The organism is Amycolatopsis suaedae, assembly GCF_004214935.1.
Lineage (GTDB): Bacteria > Actinomycetota > Actinomycetes > Mycobacteriales > Pseudonocardiaceae > Amycolatopsis > Amycolatopsis suaedae.
Genome location: NZ_SFCC01000026.1, coordinates 22,410 through 38,775 on the forward strand (window position 1 = coordinate 22,410; position 16,366 = coordinate 38,775).

Sequence of the window (16,366 nt, forward strand, 5' to 3'; positions counted from 1 at the left end):
CCATGGTGTCACGTCGGCCGTAGCCGTCTCTCTAGGGTTGAGCCATGGATACCAGCACCGCGCTGCTCACCGACCACTACGAGCTGACCATGCTGAGCAGTGCCCTCGCCGACGGCACCGGCGACCGGCCGTGCGTGTTCGAGGTGTTCGCGCGCCGCCTTCCCGACGGCCGCCGCTACGGCGTGGTCGCCGGCACCGCGCGCGTGCTGGACGCCATCGCCGACTTCACCTTCACCGACGCCGAGCTGGCCCAGCTGGAGGCGACCGGCGTCGTCGACGCCCAGACGCTGGCCTGGCTGGCCGACTACTCGTTCGGCGGCGACGTCGACGGCTACCCGGAGGGCGAGCTGTACTTCCCCGGCTCGCCGATCATGACCGTGCGCGGCAGCTTCGCCGAGGCCGTCGTGCTGGAGACCCTGGTGCTGTCGATCCTCAACCACGACAGCGCCATCGCCTCGGCCGCCGCGCGGATGTCGGCGGCGGCGCACGGCAGGCCGATCATCGAGATGGGCGGCAGGCGTACCCACGAATGGGCGGCCGTCGCGGCGGCCCGCGCCGCCTACCTCGCCGGGTTCGCCACGACGTCGAACCTGGAGGCAGGCCGCCGCTACGGCATTCCCACGCGGGGCACGGTCGCGCACGCGTTCATGCTGCTGCACGACAGCGAGGAGGCGGCGTTCCGCGCGCAGGTCGACAAGCTGGGCACGGACACCACGCTGCTGGTGGACACCTACGACATCACCGCGGGCATCGAGACCGCCGTGCGCGTGGCCGGGACGGAACTCGGCGCGATCCGGATCGACTCGGGCGACGTCGGGGTGCTGGCCCGCAAGGCCCGTGAACAACTGGACGCGCTGGGTGCGAAGGACACCCGGATCGTGGTCTCCGGCGACCTCGACGAGCATGCCATCGCCGCCCTGCGGGCCGAGCCGGTCGACGCCTACGGCGTCGGCACCTCGGTGGTCACCGGGTCGGGCGCGCCGACGGCCGGCATGGTCTACAAGCTGGTCGAGGTCGACGGCAGGCCGGTCGCCAAGCGCAGCACCCACAAGGAGTCCCGCGGCGGCCGTAAGTCCGCCGTGCGCAGGCACAAGCCGACCGGGACGGCGATCGACGAGATCATCTACGCCACCGACGGCGAGGCACCCGAGTTCGGCGAGCACGACCGGCCGTTGCAGATCCCGATGCTGCGTGACGGGCAGCCGGTGGACGGCCTGCCCACGCTGGACGACGCGCGGCAACGCCTGCGCAGGGGGCTGGTGAGCCTACCCTGGGAGGGGCTGAAGCTGTCCAGCGGCGAACCGGCCGTTCCGACGGTCTTCCTGTAGGGAGGTACAGGTGGGTAGCGCACTGATCGTGGTGGACGTGCAGAACGACTTCTGCGAGGGCGGCGCGCTGGCCGTCGCGGGTGGCGCCGAGGTGGCGGCGCGGATCTCGGCGTACCTCACCGAGTCGGCCTACGACCACGTGGTGGCCACCAGGGACTACCACATCGACCCCGGCGCGCACTTCAGCGAGCAGCCGGACTTCGTCCGCTCCTGGCCGGTGCACTGCGTCGCGGGTTCGCCCGGGGCGGCGTTCCACCCCGAGCTGGACGTCGTGCCGGTGTCGGCGGTGTTCTCCAAGGGGCAGTACAGCGACGGCTACTCGGGCTTCGAGGGCACCAGCGGCACCGGCGAGCAGCTCGCCGACTGGCTGCGGGCCAGGGAGGTCGAGCGGGTCGACGTCGTCGGCATCGCCACCGACCACTGTGTCCGGGCCACCGCACTCGACGCGGCCCGCGCCGGCTTCGGCACCAGGGTGCTGCTCGACCTCACCGCCGGCGTCTCGGCGTCCACCGTGGACACTGCGATGGACGAGCTGCGCGCGGCGGGTGTCGCGCTGTCGGGCACGCCGAAGGTGGCGGGATGACGTTCCTCGACGAGCTGACCACGCATCGGCTGGTCGCCATCCTGCGGGCCGACGACACCAGCCGGTTCACCGCCGTGGGCCGCGTGCTGCGTGACTCGGGGGTCCGGCTGCTGGAAGCGGCGCTCACCACGCCGGGCGCGCCGGAGGCGATCACCGAGCTGGTCCGGGAACTGCCCGACGTCATCGTCGGGGCAGGCAGTGTCCGCGAGCCAGGCGACGTCGACACCGCGGCGGAGGCAGGCGCGGCGTTTCTGGTGACGCCGACGGTCAACCCGGCGGTGCTGGCCAGGGCCGAGGAGCTGAAGCTGCCGGTGCTGGCCGGGGCGTACACCCCGACCGAGATCGACCAGGCGTGGCGGCTGGGCGCGACGGCGGTGAAGCTGTTCCCCGCCGCGCAGGCCGGAGGCGTCGACTACGTCAAGGCCGTGCGTGCTCCGCTGCCGGATGTCCCGCTCGTGCCTACCGGCGGGGTAGGACCGCAGGATGTGCGGCCCTACCTCGACGCCGGTGCGGTGGCCGTCGCGGTGGCCGGTCCGCTGATCGGCGAGAGCCTGCGCAGCGACCAGGACGACCGGCTGGCCATCCGGGCGTGGGCCTTCGTGAACGAGACGACGCGTTAGCCGCCGAACGGGTCGCAGGCCGCCGAGCCGACCACGATCTCGCCGCTGGCCGGGCCGCCCTGCGGGAACAGCGTGATGCGCATCAGGTTGGTCCGCAGGCTGCCGTCCGGCGGGGTCGGCGCGATCAGCTCGTTCACCATGACCTCCGCCAGCGGCTTGCCGCCGTCCGGCGCGGGCACGGTGATCTTGTGGTTGGCCGGGATGGACGACGGCACGGAGACGCCGGACAGGCCGCTCAGCTCGACGTAGCCCGCGGCGCCGGTCTTCGTGGTGTCGCAGCGGGCGAGGTAGGTCCGGACCTTGATCGTCGGCCCGCCGAACCGCCGCAGCACCTTCGTCTCGAACCGGCTGCCCTTCACCTCCGCCCTGGCGAAGCCGCCCGGCATGGTCACGCAGCTGGTCTCGCCCGCGCCGTACTTGGTGTCGCCCTCGGTGACCCCGCTGGTCCTGTTCGACTCGGTGGCGCCGAGCGTGCACGGCGCGATCGGCGCCACCTCGGACACGGTGCCGTCCAGCGTCACGTCCACCTCGCCCACGGAGCCCAGCGCCGTCGGCGCCACCTCCGCCTGCGCGGCACCCGGGGCCATCACCAGGCCCGCGCAGGTAGCCGCCACCACCGTGATCTTCGCAAACCTCGACACGGTGCACTCCTTTCGAACTCGCGCGATCTCCCTTCATCGGCATCGGCACCGGTCCGCCGCACCCTGACCACTTCCGGCGTACACCACTCGGAAGAGTGGATCTCGGGATGTGTGGTGGGCAACTCGGAGGTCCCGTCGGGCCCGGTCCGGGCGCTAACCTGCGGTGCTGGAGTTTCCCTGCCCGACTGGAGGTCCCCGTGTCCACACCGTCGCTGACCGCGCGGCCGGCCGTCCTGGCCGACATCGTTCCCGGGGCGCTGGCCCGCGACCTGGCCCTGATCGCCGCGGGCGCCGGGCTGACCGGTGTGGCCGCGCAGATCACCGTGCCGGTTCCGGGCAGCCCGGTGCCGATGACGGCCCAGACCTTCGCCGCGCTACTGGTCGGTGCCGCACTCGGCTGGCGCCGCGGCGCCCTGTCGATGGTGGTGTACCTGCTGGTCGGCGCCGCGGGCGTGCCGTGGTTCAACGGCGGAACGTCCGGCCTGTACGGTGCCAGCGCCGGCTACGTCGTCGGGTTCGTGTTCGCGGGCGCCCTGGTGGGCGCGCTCGCCGGCCGCGGTGGCGACCGCACTCCGCTGCGGGCCGCGGCCACCATGGTCCTCGGCAACCTGGCCATCTACGTCGTCGGCGTGTCGTGGCTGATGGCGTCGACCGGGTTCGACCTGGCCACCGCGCTCGACAAGGGCGTGGCGCCGTTCCTCATCGGCGACGCCATCAAGATCGTCATCGCCGCCGGCCTGCTGCCCGGCGTCTGGGCGCTGCTGGGCCGCTTCAACCGGAGCTGACCTGCTCAGCGCCACCCCGGCGATGATCAGCACCCCGCCCGCCGCGGTGTTCCAGCCGAGCGGTTCGGCCAGGAACACCGCGCCGGCGAGGGTGGACCACAGCGGCATCACGTAGGTCACCGTCGCCGCGACCGTCGACCCCGCGCGGCGGATGACGTCGAAGTTCAGCACGTAGGCCACCCCGGTCCCGACCGCACCAAGCGCCAGCAGCGCGAGCAGCGGACCGGTTCCGGGCCACGCGGGCACGCCTTCCACAGCGAGGGCGAACGGTGCGAGCTGCACCGTCCCCGCCGTCACCTGGGCCGCCGACAGCGCCGTGGCCGAGTACCTGCGACCGGCCAGGAAACGACGGGTGTAGGCGAACCCCGCGCCGTAGCACGCCGTCGCGCCGAGGCAGGCCAGGCTGCCCGCCACCGAGCCGACCCCCGCCGACAGCCCGCCGCCGAGGACGAGCACCGCCCCGCCGAAGCCGACGGCCAGGCCGCCCAGCCGCGCCAGGCCGGGCTTCTCGTCGGCCAGCAGCAGCATGGCGAAGGCCATGGTCATCAGCGGGGTCATCGCGTTGAGGATCCCGGCGACGACCGAGCTGACGTGTGTCTCGCCGTAGGCGACCAGCGTGAACGGCACCGTGTGCAGCAGCAGGGCGACCACCATGGCGTGTCCCCACAGGGCCGGGTCGCGGGGCGGCGCGCCACGGGTCACGGCGAGCATGGCCCACAACGCGGCCGCGCCGAACAGGCACCGCGACAGCGCCACCCACAGCGGGCCGACGCCGGCGTCGACGCCGATCTTGATCAGGGCGAAGCTGAGCCCCCACACGACGCTCAGCAGCAGGAAACCGGGCAACCAGGAACGTTCACGCACATCCCGGAGACTGCCCGGATGAGGCACAATGAGTCCAACAAGTGGTTCCCCGTGAAGCATGAGAGTTGCTCATGAGCCTGAATCTGGCCCAGCTCAGGGCCTTCGTGGCGGTGGTCGAGGCCGGCGGGTTCGGTGCCGCCGCGCCTGCGCTCGGGATCAGCCAGTCGGCCGTCTCGCACGCGGTCGCCGCGCTGGAGCGCACGGTCGGCAGGCCGGTGATCCGCCGGGACGGCGCCACCTCGCGGCCCACCGCGTTCGGCATGCGGTTGCTCGACCACGCGCGCACGGCCGTCGCGGCGGCCGAGGCCATCACCGGGCTGGCCGCCGAGGCCGCGGGCGGCCCGTCCGGCACGATCCGGCTGGGCACCGTCTCGACCGTGTGCCTCGGCCTGCTGCCCCGGCTGCTCGCCGGGTGGCGTGCGGAGTTTCCCGCCGTGTCGGTCCGGGTGTTCGAGGGCGACGACGACGAGGTGGCCGACTGGCTCGCCGCGCGGACCGTCGAGGCGGCGATCCTCGTCGACCCGCCGCGGACCACGGGTGTGCAGGTCGGCTCGGACGAGTTCCACGCCCTGCTGCCCGCCGACCACCCACTGGCGGCCGAGCCGGTGATCGACGCGGCCGACCTCGCCGACGACCCGTTCCTGCTCTCGCTCGGCGGCTGCGAGCCGCACGTCGAGGAGGTGCACCGGCGGGCCGGGGTGCCGCTGCGCCCGACGCACCGGGTCCGCGAGCTCAGCACGCTGGTCGCGATGGTCCGTGCCGGGCTGGGCGTCTCGGTCGTGCCAGGCCTGGCGGCCGCGATGCTCGACGAGGGCCTCGTGCTGGTGCCGCTGCGGCAGCGCCTGCACCGGCGGCTGATCCTCACCGGCCCCCTGGACCGCCCCTGGCACCCGGCCGTAACCGCGCTGGTCGAGAGCGTGTAGCACATCAGCTACCGTCGTCGGCATGGCCGAGATCCCATCCGACGACGGGCTTGGAGCGGCGCTACCGGTCCCGCCGAAGCGCCGCAAGCGGTTCCTCCCGTTCGAGGAGGTTCTGTCACCACAGGCGGATCCCGGGCTCACAGCCGAGCTGAAGGACCTGCTCGGTGAGGAGACGCCTGATGACCTCGACGATCCATGGGAGCGAGCGGCACGTCGGCGACGTCAGGATCAGAACTCTTGAAGGCCACCTTCACTACGTGAGACGTCAGGGCCCCGGCAAAGTCGTGGTGGGGCAGGGCAGGGTGGTGGCGGTTTCGAGCGCAGAACTTGCGTGCGTGAGCGCAGAACTCACGATGTGGACCGGGTTCTCACCTAGTGCCGGTCGCCTGCGTGAACGGCTCGTTCGCGCGAGTCGTACGTTCTCACGCGCGAGTTGTACGTTCCCGCCCGTACGTGAAGGTGGAGTTCGCGTGCGGGAGCGTGGGACTCGCGTGCACGAAGGTGGGACTCGCGGGACCACGCGGTGAGAGGCGTGTCTCACGGTATGAACTCCACGCTCGTGCACGCGAGTTCCACGTTCCGGTACGCGAGTCCCACCTTCGCGCACGATCACCCGGCCACGGACTTTGCCGGGGCCCTGACGTGAGACGTGGTGAAGGTGGCCTTCACGTGCCTTGGTGACCGTCGGCGCCACCACAGCGGTCTCGACGCCCGGGCGTGACGTGCCCGTTCGCGGGCGCCCGCGGCGCGAGCGGCCCGTTCGTGCCCCGGCGGCCACGGTTTGACGGGGCGGCCCGGTACCGTCTCGTTCCGTGCCCAAGACCGCTGAACTCCCCGGTGTCCTCGAACTGCTGACGCATGCGGTCGAGGCCGTCGGAGGTGCCGAACGCGAGGGCCAGGTGGCGATGGCCGACGCCGTCGGCCGGGCGATCCGCACCGGCGAGCATCTCGCCGTGCAGGCGGGCACCGGCACCGGGAAGTCGCTGGCCTACCTGGTCCCGTCCATCCGGCACGCCGTGGAGAAGGGCACCACCGTCGTCGTCTCCACGGCCACGATCGCGCTGCAGCGCCAGCTGGTCGACCGCGACCTGCCACGGCTGGCCAAGGCGCTGAAGAAGCCGCTCGGCAGGGAGCCGACCTTCGCCATCCTCAAGGGCAGGCGCAACTACCTGTGCCTGCACCGCCTCGACAGCGGCGCGCCCGAGGAGCCGGAGGACGGGGCGCTGTTCGACCCGTTCGCCGTGTCCCGGCTTGGCAAGGAGGTGCAACGGCTGCACTCCTGGTCGTCGGACACCGAGACCGGCGACCGCGACGAACTGGTACCCGGCGTGTCCGACCGCGCCTGGCGCCAGGTCTCGGTGACGGCGAAGGAATGCCTCGGCGCCGCGCGCTGCCCGATCGGCACCGACTGCTTCGCCGAACGGGCCCGCGCCGAGGCGGGCAAGGCCGACGTCGTCGTCACCAACCACGCACTGCTGGCCATCGACGCACTGCAGGGCTACCAGGTCCTTCCCGAGCACGACCTCGTGGTCATCGACGAGGCCCACGAGCTGGTCGACCGGGTCACCTCGGTCGCCACCGCCGAGCTGACCGGCGCGATGATCTCGGTGGCCGCCCGCAGGTGCGGCAGGCTGGTCGACGCCGACGTCGCCGACCGGCTGATGGAGTCCGGCGACGGCCTCGCCCTGGTGCTCGACGACCTGCAGCCCGGCCGGATGGATTCGCTGCCGCAGGCACTGTCCGGCGCCGTCACCGCGGTCCGCGACGCGGCGCACCTGTGCGTCAGCGGGCTCGGCTCGGAGCGCAAGGAAGACGTCGACGCGGCCACCGCCCGCCGCCTCGCGCTCACGCTGCTGGAGGAAATCCACGACACCGCCAACCGGCTGCTGGAGGCGTTCGAGGAGGACACCGCGCACCGGCAGGACGTGGTCTGGCTCAGCGGCGACCGCTACTCGGCCAACCCACGCCCGCCCGCTCTGCACGTCGCACCGCTCAGCGTCTCCGGCCTGCTGCGGGAGCGGGTGTTCGGCGTGAGCACCACCGTCCTCACCTCCGCCACGCTGGCCCTCGGCGGCAGCTTCGACACGCTGGCCCGCCAGTGGGGCCTGCCGCCCAGCCAGCCGAAGGCCGTCAAGGCCGAGGGCACCGCCACCGACAAGGCACCGCCGGCCGAGCAGACCAGTCCCGCCTGGCGAGGGCTGGACGTCGGCTCGCCGTTCGACTACCGCCGCAACGGCATCCTCTACACCGCGAAGCAGCTACCGCCGCCGGGCCGCGACGGGCTGGCCCCGGCCACCCTCGACGAACTGGCCGAGCTGATCGACGCGGCGGGCGGCCGCACCCTGGGCCTGTTCTCCTCGATGCGCGCGGCCAAGCAGGCCACCGAGGAGCTGCGGGACCGGGTGGAACACCCGATCCTGTGCCAGGGCGACGACTCGACGGCGCTGCTGGTACGCAAGTTCGCCGAGGACACCCGCAGCTGCCTGTTCGGGACGCTGTCGCTGTGGCAGGGCGTCGACGTCCCCGGCGGGTCGCTGCACCTGGTGGTGGTCGACCGCATCCCGTTTCCGCGGCCGGACGATCCGGTGTCCTCCGCACGGCAGCGTGCCGTGGAAGCCCGTGGCGGCAACGGTTTCCTCACCGTCGCGGCCACCCACGCCGCGTTGCTGCTGGCCCAGGGTGTCGGCAGGCTGCACCGGTCGACCAGCGACAAGGGGGTCGTCGCCATCCTCGACCCACGGCTGGCGACCGCCCGCTACGGCGGGTTCCTGCGTGCGTCGCTGCCGCCGTTCTGGCCGACGTCGGACCCGGAGGTGGCCAGGGCCGCGCTGCGCCGGCTGGATGCCGCAACCCCGGGCTGAGGGCCGCCGGAGTCCGGCAGTACCGTTAAAAGAACGGCAAAGACGGGAGAACCACTTGTCCCAGGCACAGTCCCGATCGGTCAGCGTCGACGACACCGGGGTCCGCCGCCAGCTCGCCGACGGAAGCGAAGAATCCGTCACCTGGTCCGAGCTGTCCTCCGTGGTGATCAGAGTGATCCCCGAGGGGCCCTGGAAAGAGGACGTCTTCCTGATGCTCGCCGGCAGCGACGGCACCGGGACGGCCATCCCCAGCGGCGACCCGGCCGCGGACGCGCTCATCGAGCGGCTGCAGGCGCTTCCCGGCTTCGACAACGACAAGTTCATCGAGGCCATGACCACCGACGCCGACGAGGCCTACGTCGTGTGGCGGAAGGACAGCTCCGCCAACTAGTCGATCGGGAACTGCTCGGTGACCGGCACGCCGCGGCGCAGCGTCCGGCTGACCGTGCACAACCGGTCGACGGCCCGGTCGACCGCCTCGGCCAGCGCCACGCGCTGCTCCATGTCCAAGGCGGACACGTCCACATCGAACTGGACGTGCACACCGGCCAGTTCGTGCGCGCCCTCGTGTTGATTGGCCGTGACCTCGACGCGGAACTCCGAGTCCTCGCCGACCCGGCGGGTGATGAGCTGCTCGCCCGTCACGGCCGCACACGCGGCCGCGGCGACCTGCAGCAGCTCCGACGGCGAGAACACCCCGTCCTGCCCCTTGCGGCCCAGCGGAACCTCGGCACCCCGGCCGTTGCTGCCGACGAAATGGTGCTCGCCGACCCTGCGCACCTCAAGCCCCATCGACAACCTCCCGGTACTGCGCGAGCACGGTGACCGTGCCCGGATCGACCTCGGTGAACCCGGCGTCGCGCACGGCGATGACACCGCGGTCCCGCCACGCCTGTCCCGGGTCGGGCCCGGGAAGCAACGCTGCCCACTCGGCCGCGGACGGAACCCGCACCGCACACCGGAAACCGTCACCTGCCCACTTGGCCAGTTCCTCCTCGCCGAGCAGCGAGGCCAGCAGCATCGTGCCGTGCCCGACCTGGGCGGCGGCCTTGCCGACGGTCATCTCCACGGTCGGGTTGAGCCACAGCAGCGGACGGTCGGCCGGCGGCGGTCCCGGCTCGTCGGCGGGCAGCTCGCTTCCGGAGATCTGCAGCCGCGCGACCTCCCTGGGCGCGTCGACGACCCGGCCGGGCACGAGGGCCCGCGCCTGCGCGCCGTCGACGGTGACGGTCACGCCCGGCAGGTCGCACACGGCCGTCCAGTGCGCCCCGCGAGCCCTGCGGGCGACCTTGCGGATGTGGCCGGAGACCCAGTCGCTGACGGGTTCGTGCCACAGGCCGCCGGGCTGGGCACGCTCGTCGAGGCAGACGGCCAGCGCGGCAGCCGCGGCGGCCTCCAGCAGCGGGGTCCGCCCCGGTGGTTCGGCCTTCTCCATGCGCAGGATGACCGGCATCGCGCGGACCTCGTCGGGTGTGGCCTCCGGCAGCGCGGTCTGTTCGGCGGGCAGGCCCAGCCAGGACGCGTAGCGAGCGGCCAGCGGACGCAGGATCACAGCCGTTCGGGCTCGAGCCCGTCCGCGGCGTCTGCGGCCTCCACCTCGGCACGGCTGATGCCGAGCATGAACAGCACGGCGTCGAGGTACGGGTGGGACAGCGCGGTGTCCGCCACCTCGCGCAGCGCGGGCTTGGCGTTGAACGCGACACCCATGCCCGCGGCACCGAGCATGTCGATGTCGTTGGCACCGTCGCCGACGGCGACGCACTGGGACAGCGGGATGTCGTACTCGGCGGCGAACTTCCGCAGCACGGTCGCCTTGCCCGCCCGGTCGACCACGTCGCCGACGACCCGGCCGGTGAGCACCCCGTCGACGACCTCCAGCTCGTTGGCCACCGCGAAGTCGAGGCCGAGGTCGTCGGCCAGCGAGGAGATGATGCGGGTGAAGCCGCCGGACACCACCCCGCAGCGGAAGCCGAGGCGCTTGAGCGTGCGGACGGTCGTGCGGGCGCCCGGCGTCAGCTCGATGGCGGCCGCGACCTCGTCCAGCACCGTCGCGGGCAGCCCCTTCAGCAGTGAGACCCGGCGTTCCAGCGACTCGGTGAAGTTCAGCTCGCCACGCATCGCGGCGTCGGTGATCTCGCGGATCTGCGGCTCGACGCCGGCGTGGGCGCCGAGCATCTCGATGACCTCACCCTGGATGAGCGTCGAGTCCACGTCGAACACGATGAGCCGCTTGGCCCGGCGGGCCAGGCCCGCCCGTTCGACCGCGATGTCCAGCTTGCCGGCGGAGGCGACGTCGACCATCGCCGAACGGAGTTCAGCGTCGGCCTCGGGCCCGTCACCCGCGGCCGAGACGAAGACCTCCAGGCCGGTCACCGGGTAGTCGGCGATGCTGCGGATCGTCTCGATGTTGGCGCCCAGCGCCGCCAGCCTGCGTGCGACCTCGGTGAACGCGCGGGCCGTCAGCGGGTGCCCGAGCACCACCAGCACGTGCGAGGCACCCTGACGCCCCGGGGCGAACGGGTCGGCGCCGATCGCCGCGCCGATCCTGACGTCCACCTGCATGGACACCGACGCCATGGCCTGCTCGACCAGTTCCTGCAGACCCTCCGGGTCGGAGTCGACCTGGACGAGCACGCCGAGCACGAGCTGGCCCCTGATCACCACCTGCTCGACGTCGAGCAGGTCCACTCCGTGCCGGGTCAGCGCTGCGAACAGCACCGACGAGACGCCAGGTTTGTCCGGACCAGTGGTGGTGATCAGAACCGGCGTCTGCGTCACTGCTCGCTCGCGTTGTCCTTGTCGTGCTTACCCGGGATGGCCGCCTCGGTGAGCACCTGGGACGGCGCCTTGGCCTCACCGTGCACCTTCGGCTTGCCGAAGAAGGTGATCTCGCCTTCCTTGTGGATGCGTTCGATCATGTGCGGGTAGTGCAGCTCGAACGCGGGCCGCTCGGAGCGGATCCGGGGCAGCTCGGTGAAGTTGTGCCTTGGCGGCGGGCAGGAGGTCGCCCATTCCAGCGAGTTGCCGTAGCCCCACGGGTCGTCCACGGTGACGATCTCGCCGTACCGGTAGCTCTTGAAGACGTTCCAGATGAACGGCAGCGTCGAGGCGCCGAGGATGTACGCACCGATGGTGGAGATCATGTTCAGCGTGGTGAAACCGTCGCTGACCAGGTAGTCGGCGTAGCGGCGCGGCATGCCCTCGGCACCCAGCCAGTGCTGGACGAGGAACGTGCCGTGGAAGCCGATGAACGTGGTCCAGAAGTGGAGCTTCGCCAGCTTCTCGTCCATCATCCGGCCGGTGATCTTCGGGAACCAGAAGTAGATCCCGGCGAACGTGGCGAACACGATCGTGCCGTAGAGCACGTAGTGAAAGTGCGCCACCACGAAGTAGCTGTCCGACACGTGGAAGTCGATGGCGGGCGCGGCCAGCAGGATGCCGGTCAGACCGCCGAAGAGGAACGTGACGATGAACCCGACCGAGAACAGCATCGGGGACTCGAAGCTCAGGTTCCCCTTCCACATCGTGCCGATCCAGTTGAAGAACTTGACGCCGGTCGGCACCGCGATCAGGAAGGTCATGAAGGCGAAGAACGGCAGCAGCACGGCGCCGGTCGCGTACATGTGGTGTGCCCACACCGCCACCGACAGCGCCGCGATGGCCAGCGTCGCCCAGACCAGGCTCTTGTAGCCGAAGATCGGCTTACGGCTGAAGACCGGGAAGATCTCCGACACGATGCCGAAGAACGGCAGCGCGACGATGTACACCTCGGGATGGCCGAAGAACCAGAAGAGGTGTTGCCAGAGGATCACACCGCCGTTGGCGGGATCGAAGACGTGTGCGCCGAGATGCCGGTCCGCGAGCAGGCCCATCAGCGCCGCGGTCAGGATCGGGAACGCCAGCAGCACCAGGATGCTGGTGATCAGGATGTTCCAGGTGAAGATCGGCATCCGGTACATGGTCATACCGGGCGCGCGCAGGCAGACCACGGTCGTGATCATGTTGACCGCACCGAGGATGGTGCCGAGACCGGAGACCACCAGGCCGGAGATCCACAGGTCGGCGCCGACGCCGGGCGAGTGGATGGCGTCCGACAGCGGCGTGTAGGCGAACCAGCCGAAGTCGGCGGCGCCACCCGGGGTGAGGAACCCGGACATCACGATCAGGCCGCCGAACAGGTACAGCCAGTACGAGAATGCGTTCAGCCGCGGGAACGCCACATCCGGCGAACCGATCTGCAGCGGCAGGATGAAGTTCGCGAAGCCGAACAGGATCGGCGTCGCGTACAGCAGCAGCATCACCGTGCCGTGCATGGTGAAGAGCTGGTTGTACTGCTCCTGCGAGAGGAACTGCTGTCCCGGCCGGGCGAGCTCGCTGCGGATCAGCATCGCCATCGCCCCGCCCGCCATGAAGAAGGCGAACGACGTGACGAGGTACATGATGCCGATCTGCTTGTGGTCCGTCGTGCGGAACAACCGCAGCAGGTACGAACCCTTCACCGACTCGCGCGCCGGGTACGGGCGCGTGGCGATCGGCTTGGGGGCTACGGCCGTCACTCCTGCCTCCTGCACTGCTCGGGTGACACGTGTACGGGGATCGTAGCCCGGGCCCTACTGACGGGTGTGCACCGGCTGGCAAGATCGCCCCATGGGTGGGGAAACGACCTGGTCCGACGGGTCACCCCCGCTGTGAGCCCCTCCGGGACAACCCCGCTGACCAGGCAGAACCTGGTTCTGTGGCGCTGGGCACATCCCGCGGCGTCACCAGCTGTCGTACCAGCGCACGATCGCGTCGGCGACGCCGGCCGGGTCGTCCAGCGGGCTCAGGTGCCCGGCCCTCGGCAGCTCGACCAGCCGCGCCTTCGGTAGCGCGTCCGCCATGGCGCGGGCTTCGGCGGGCGGCGTGATGCCGTCCTCGGCCCCGACCAGGACCAGGGCGGGCACGTCGGCCTCCCGCAGCAGGTCGGTCGAGTCCGGCCGGGCCGCCATCGCCCGCTGCGCCCACGCGACCCCGGCGGGCGGCTGCGCGGAGATCCAGCCCCGCAGGTCGTCGACGACGTCCTGGCGGCGGTACAACGTGCCCTTGCTGACCAGCTTCGACACCATCGAAGGGGCCAGCCACGCCACGCTGCCCGTGCGCTCGGCCCGTTCGGCGACGTTGTGCCGGTTGGCCGCGGCGGCGGGGGCGTCGGCTGTCGCCTTGGTGTCGATGAACACCAGCCCGCCGATCCGTTCGGGGGCCCGCCGCAGCACCGCCATGGTCAGGTAGCCACCCATGGAGCAGCCGCCGAGGACGACCTGCTCCAGCTCCAGCTTGTCCAGCAGCGCCACGACGTCGGCCGCCGCGTCGTCGAGACTGGGCTCGCGGTCGGTCTCCGGCATCGGACTGCGGCCCAGCCCACGCTGGTCCGGAGTGATCAGCCGGGTCCGGGCGGCCAGCGTCGCGCGTACGCCGTTCCACATGCGCGAGTCGACCGGGAACGCGTGCAGGAGAACCAGTGGGAGCTCAGCCATACGAGCATTCTGTCCGACATGGCGGGTACGGTCGCGGAGTGACTGTCGATTGGGCTGACATCCGGACCGAACGGCTGCTGCTGCGGCCCCTGCGGCCGGAGGACCGGGCCGATGTCGTGGAGATCCAGTCGAATCCCGACGCCAACCGCTACAACCCGGACCCGCCGACGCGCGCGCAGGCGAGCAAGCAGCTGGAGAGCTGGCTGCACCACTGGGACCAGCACGGATTCGGCTACCTCGCCGTGGTGGAGCAGGCAAGCGGCAGGATCATCGGCGTCGGCGGGGTGCAGCACAAGGTGCTCACCGACGAGAAGGCGCTCAACCTGTACTACCGCTTCCTCCCGGACGCCTGGGGCAAGGGCTACGCCACGGAAATGGCGAGCGCCGTCGTCGAGTGGGCGGAGCGGGAACTGCCGTGGCCGGTGATCATCACGGTCGCGCTGATCAACAAGCCGTCCCTGCGGGTGGCGGAGAAACTGGGCTTCGCCAACTACGAGGAGATCGAGTACGAGGGTCTCCCCTCCCGCAACTACCGCCGTTGAGTTCTCCTGTCCCAGCAGCCGCGGTGCCAGTGCCTGCGGTCGGCCACCGAACCGGTCTCGCCGGCGGGCCAGACGACGACGTGCGGGGTGCCGGGGCGGATCTCGTGGTCGCAGCCCGGGCAGCGGTAGAACTTCGTCGCCTGCGCGCCGGGGACCGTGCGTACCAGCCAGTCGCCGTCCCGTGCCGACTCCGCGGTCGCCCAGCCCAGGGACGCCCCCGAGCGGGGCCGCGGGCCGGGCTGGTGGCGGTTACGGCGTGGCACGCGGCCACGGTACGGCTCAGCCGCGGGCCAGCGCGAGCGGGACCAGCTGCTCCGCGGAGGTGAGCGAACCGTGCTGGCCGACCAGCGACGACTCCACCGCCTCGGCCAGCTCCCGCACCATGCCGAACCGGTCGCAGGCGGCCGCGACGACGTCGCCGATCCGCGGCCGGGCCAGGTCGGACACCGTCGGCCCGAACCACCCGGCCTCGACCGCCTCGTCGCGCGAGCACACCCAGGCTCGCTCGCCCAGTGTCGCCCGCCACGCGGCGAGGACGTCGGCCTGCGCGCCCGGCTCGGTGTAGACGTGCCGCGCCCGCACCTCGCCGCCGAACGCGCGGACACCGGCTAGCAGGTCCGGGGTGTCGTCGAGGTCGAGCTTCTCCCCGATCTCCACCATGCCGTGGTCGGCCACGACGGCGAGAAGGCCACCGGGCGGCAAGCCGTCCACAATGGACTCCACGAGCCGGTCGACGTGCCGCAGCTGCATCCGCCAGGCCGGTGATCCCGGCCCGTACACGTGGCCGAGCTGGTCGAGCTGGCTGTGGTAGGCGTAGCACAGGCTGCGGGGTTGCCCGAGCGCCCGCAGCACCTCGGCCGCGAGGTCGCCCAGCGCGTAGACGCCCTGGTACCGGCCGCCGCGCAGCACCGCCTGGGTGAGCGCGGTGCGGGCGTACTCCGCGCCGGACACCACGCTGGTCGTGACACCCGCGGCGGTCGCGCGGGCGAAGGTCGTCGTCAGCGGCTGCGCGTCCTGCGGCGTCAGCAGGCCCCGCACGTCCGAGCCGTCCTCGTGGCTGCGCCAGCGCAACGCGTTCACCACGCCGACGCCCGGGACCTCGAACGTGTACCCGGTGAAACCGTGCTCGCCGGACGCCACGCCGGTGCCGATCGCGGCCAGCCCGGCGGCGGTGGTCGACGGGTAGCCCACCCGCAGCGGCCTGCCCGCCAGTTCGGTCAGCACGGGTGCGTCGGCGGCGTGGTCCCGCAGCAGCTCCCAGCCGAGCCCGTCGACCAGCAGCACGCACACCCGGTCGGCCTCGCCGAGCCCGAGCGTGTCCACCTGCCCCGGCACGTCCAGCAGCGCCATCGCCGACGGCATCACCTCGGCCAGGTGCGGATACCCGTCCAGCAGCATCCCGTCAGTGTGCCACCGGGGATAATGGCGACATGCCGACCTACGCCTACCGCTGCCGGGAATGCACCGAGACCTTCGACCTGGTCCGCCCGATGAGCGAGGCCGGCGAGCCGGCCGTCTGCCCGGACGGGCACGCCGACACGGTGAAGCTGCTGAACGCCGTCTCGCTGACCGGTGGCGCGGCGGCACCCGCCCCGTCGGGTGGCGGCGGCTGCTGCGGTGGCGGCTGCTGCGGCTGACCCGCCCGGAAGCTCGTGAAGGCCACCTTCACCACGTCTCACGTAATGAAGGTGGCCTTCACGTGCTTT

Annotated in this window: 18 protein-coding genes and 1 pseudogene; 10 read left to right on the forward strand and 9 right to left on the reverse strand. The window is 71.6% G+C overall.

Going from position 1 to position 16,366, the window contains the following annotated elements; all coding sequences use genetic code 11:
* Positions 1-44 precede the first annotated feature (44 nt).
* Genes EWH70_RS34715 through EWH70_RS34725 form a run of 3 tightly spaced genes read left to right on the forward strand, consistent with a single transcriptional unit; the run spans position 45 to position 2,531 of the window.
* The gene (locus EWH70_RS34715) at positions 45-1,328 is read left to right on the forward strand and encodes a nicotinate phosphoribosyltransferase (RefSeq protein ID WP_130479842.1); all 1,284 of its coding nucleotides are present in this window, start codon (positions 45-47) and stop codon (positions 1,326-1,328) included.
* Between the two features lie 10 nt (positions 1,329-1,338).
* Positions 1,339-1,911: an isochorismatase family protein gene (locus tag EWH70_RS34720; RefSeq protein ID WP_130479843.1), complete on the forward strand. Its 573-nt coding sequence runs from the start codon at positions 1,339-1,341 to the stop codon at positions 1,909-1,911.
* On the forward strand, positions 1,908-2,531 hold the full coding sequence (locus EWH70_RS34725; RefSeq protein WP_130479844.1) for a bifunctional 4-hydroxy-2-oxoglutarate aldolase/2-dehydro-3-deoxy-phosphogluconate aldolase: 624 nt from the start codon (positions 1,908-1,910) through the stop codon (positions 2,529-2,531). Before EWH70_RS34720 ends, EWH70_RS34725 begins: the two co-directional genes overlap by 4 nt.
* On the opposite strand, the gene EWH70_RS35740 is transcribed toward EWH70_RS34725, so the two are convergent.
* On the reverse strand, positions 2,528-3,172 hold the full coding sequence (locus EWH70_RS35740; protein ID WP_165436547.1) for a hypothetical protein: 645 nt from the start codon (positions 3,170-3,172) through the stop codon (positions 2,528-2,530). The two genes, EWH70_RS34725 and EWH70_RS35740, sit on opposite strands and share 4 nt — an antisense overlap.
* A 197-nt stretch (positions 3,173-3,369) precedes the next feature.
* Here EWH70_RS35740 and EWH70_RS34735 point away from each other — a divergent pair, with 197 nt between their 5' ends.
* Positions 3,370-3,957, forward strand: coding sequence for a biotin transporter BioY (locus EWH70_RS34735; protein ID WP_130479845.1), 588 nt, complete (start codon positions 3,370-3,372; stop codon positions 3,955-3,957).
* 63 nt (positions 3,958-4,020) lie between these two features.
* Here the strand turns inward: EWH70_RS34735 and EWH70_RS34740 are convergent.
* Positions 4,021-4,881 (reverse strand): annotated as a pseudogene (locus tag EWH70_RS34740) (DMT family transporter); the annotation flags it as partial.
* Positions 4,882-4,892: 11 nt separating this feature from the next.
* On the opposite strand from EWH70_RS34740, the gene EWH70_RS34745 reads away from it, so the two are divergent.
* The 4 genes from EWH70_RS34745 to EWH70_RS34760 all read left to right on the forward strand — a co-directional run bounded on the left by EWH70_RS34745 (position 4,893) and on the right by EWH70_RS34760 (position 8,996).
* The gene (locus tag EWH70_RS34745; protein WP_130479846.1) at positions 4,893-5,744 is read left to right on the forward strand and encodes a LysR family transcriptional regulator; all 852 of its coding nucleotides are present in this window, start codon (positions 4,893-4,895) and stop codon (positions 5,742-5,744) included.
* A 22-nt stretch (positions 5,745-5,766) separates the two neighbouring features.
* On the forward strand, positions 5,767-5,985 hold the full coding sequence (locus EWH70_RS34750) for a hypothetical protein (RefSeq protein WP_130479847.1): 219 nt from the start codon (positions 5,767-5,769) through the stop codon (positions 5,983-5,985).
* A gap of 571 nt (positions 5,986-6,556) precedes the next feature.
* Positions 6,557-8,605, forward strand: a complete 2,049-nt coding sequence (locus EWH70_RS34755; protein WP_130479848.1) for an ATP-dependent DNA helicase — start codon at positions 6,557-6,559, stop codon at positions 8,603-8,605.
* A gap of 55 nt (positions 8,606-8,660) precedes the next feature.
* Positions 8,661-8,996, forward strand: a complete 336-nt coding sequence (locus EWH70_RS34760; RefSeq protein ID WP_130479849.1) for a hypothetical protein — start codon at positions 8,661-8,663, stop codon at positions 8,994-8,996.
* Here EWH70_RS34760 and EWH70_RS34765 read toward each other — a convergent pair.
* The 5 genes from EWH70_RS34765 to EWH70_RS34785 all read right to left on the reverse strand — a co-directional run bounded on the left by EWH70_RS34765 (position 8,993) and on the right by EWH70_RS34785 (position 14,118).
* Complete coding sequence (locus tag EWH70_RS34765; protein ID WP_130479850.1) at positions 8,993-9,397, reverse strand: OsmC family protein; 405 nt, start codon at positions 9,395-9,397, stop codon at positions 8,993-8,995. The genes EWH70_RS34760 and EWH70_RS34765 overlap by 4 nt on opposite strands.
* Entirely contained in the window at positions 9,387-10,157 is a 771-nt protein-coding gene (locus tag EWH70_RS34770) for a peptidyl-tRNA hydrolase (protein ID WP_130479851.1), read from the reverse strand. Before EWH70_RS34770 ends, EWH70_RS34765 begins: the two co-directional genes overlap by 11 nt.
* Positions 10,154-11,383, reverse strand: a complete 1,230-nt coding sequence (gene serB / locus EWH70_RS34775) for a phosphoserine phosphatase SerB (protein ID WP_130479852.1) — start codon at positions 11,381-11,383, stop codon at positions 10,154-10,156. The genes EWH70_RS34770 and serB overlap by 4 nt, the downstream gene beginning before the upstream one ends.
* Positions 11,380-13,161: an aa3-type cytochrome oxidase subunit I gene (ctaD, locus tag EWH70_RS34780; RefSeq protein WP_130479853.1), complete on the reverse strand. Its 1,782-nt coding sequence runs from the start codon at positions 13,159-13,161 to the stop codon at positions 11,380-11,382. The genes serB and ctaD overlap by 4 nt, the downstream gene beginning before the upstream one ends.
* Positions 13,162-13,365: 204 nt before the next feature.
* Complete coding sequence (locus EWH70_RS34785) at positions 13,366-14,118, reverse strand: alpha/beta fold hydrolase (RefSeq protein WP_130479854.1); 753 nt, start codon at positions 14,116-14,118, stop codon at positions 13,366-13,368.
* A gap of 38 nt (positions 14,119-14,156) precedes the next feature.
* Here EWH70_RS34785 and EWH70_RS34790 point away from each other — a divergent pair, with 38 nt between their 5' ends.
* Positions 14,157-14,660, forward strand: coding sequence for a GNAT family N-acetyltransferase (locus tag EWH70_RS34790; protein WP_130479855.1), 504 nt, complete (start codon positions 14,157-14,159; stop codon positions 14,658-14,660).
* Here the strand turns inward: EWH70_RS34790 and EWH70_RS34795 are convergent.
* A complete protein-coding gene (locus tag EWH70_RS34795; protein WP_130479856.1) occupies positions 14,648-14,923 on the reverse strand; it encodes a hypothetical protein in 276 nt (91 codons plus the stop codon). The two genes, EWH70_RS34790 and EWH70_RS34795, sit on opposite strands and share 13 nt — an antisense overlap.
* Before the next feature lie 16 nt (positions 14,924-14,939).
* Positions 14,940-16,058, reverse strand: a complete 1,119-nt coding sequence (locus EWH70_RS34800) for an alkaline phosphatase family protein (protein ID WP_130479857.1) — start codon at positions 16,056-16,058, stop codon at positions 14,940-14,942.
* 32 nt (positions 16,059-16,090) lie between these two features.
* Here EWH70_RS34800 and EWH70_RS34805 point away from each other — a divergent pair, with 32 nt between their 5' ends.
* The gene (locus tag EWH70_RS34805; protein ID WP_130479858.1) at positions 16,091-16,297 is read left to right on the forward strand and encodes an FmdB family zinc ribbon protein; all 207 of its coding nucleotides are present in this window, start codon (positions 16,091-16,093) and stop codon (positions 16,295-16,297) included.
* The last annotated feature ends 69 nt before the right edge of the window (positions 16,298-16,366 follow it).

Bases quoted from the DNA above. Each gene is read 5' to 3' on its own strand.
- EWH70_RS34715 (WP_130479842.1), top strand. From the start codon at position 45: ATGGATACCAGCACCGCGCTGCTCACCGACCACTACGAGCTGACCATG.
- EWH70_RS34725 (WP_130479844.1), top strand. From the start codon at position 1,908: ATGACGTTCCTCGACGAGCTGACCACGCATCGGCTGGTCGCCATCCTG.
- EWH70_RS34745 (WP_130479846.1), top strand. From the start codon at position 4,893: ATGAGCCTGAATCTGGCCCAGCTCAGGGCCTTCGTGGCGGTGGTCGAG.
- EWH70_RS34750 (WP_130479847.1), top strand. From the start codon at position 5,767: ATGGCCGAGATCCCATCCGACGACGGGCTTGGAGCGGCGCTACCGGTC.
- EWH70_RS34765 (WP_130479850.1), bottom strand. From the start codon at position 9,397: ATGGGGCTTGAGGTGCGCAGGGTCGGCGAGCACCATTTCGTCGGCAGC.
- EWH70_RS34785 (WP_130479854.1), bottom strand. From the start codon at position 14,118: ATGGCTGAGCTCCCACTGGTTCTCCTGCACGCGTTCCCGGTCGACTCG.
- EWH70_RS34800 (WP_130479857.1), bottom strand. From the start codon at position 16,058: ATGCTGCTGGACGGGTATCCGCACCTGGCCGAGGTGATGCCGTCGGCG.
- EWH70_RS34805 (WP_130479858.1), top strand. From the start codon at position 16,091: ATGCCGACCTACGCCTACCGCTGCCGGGAATGCACCGAGACCTTCGAC.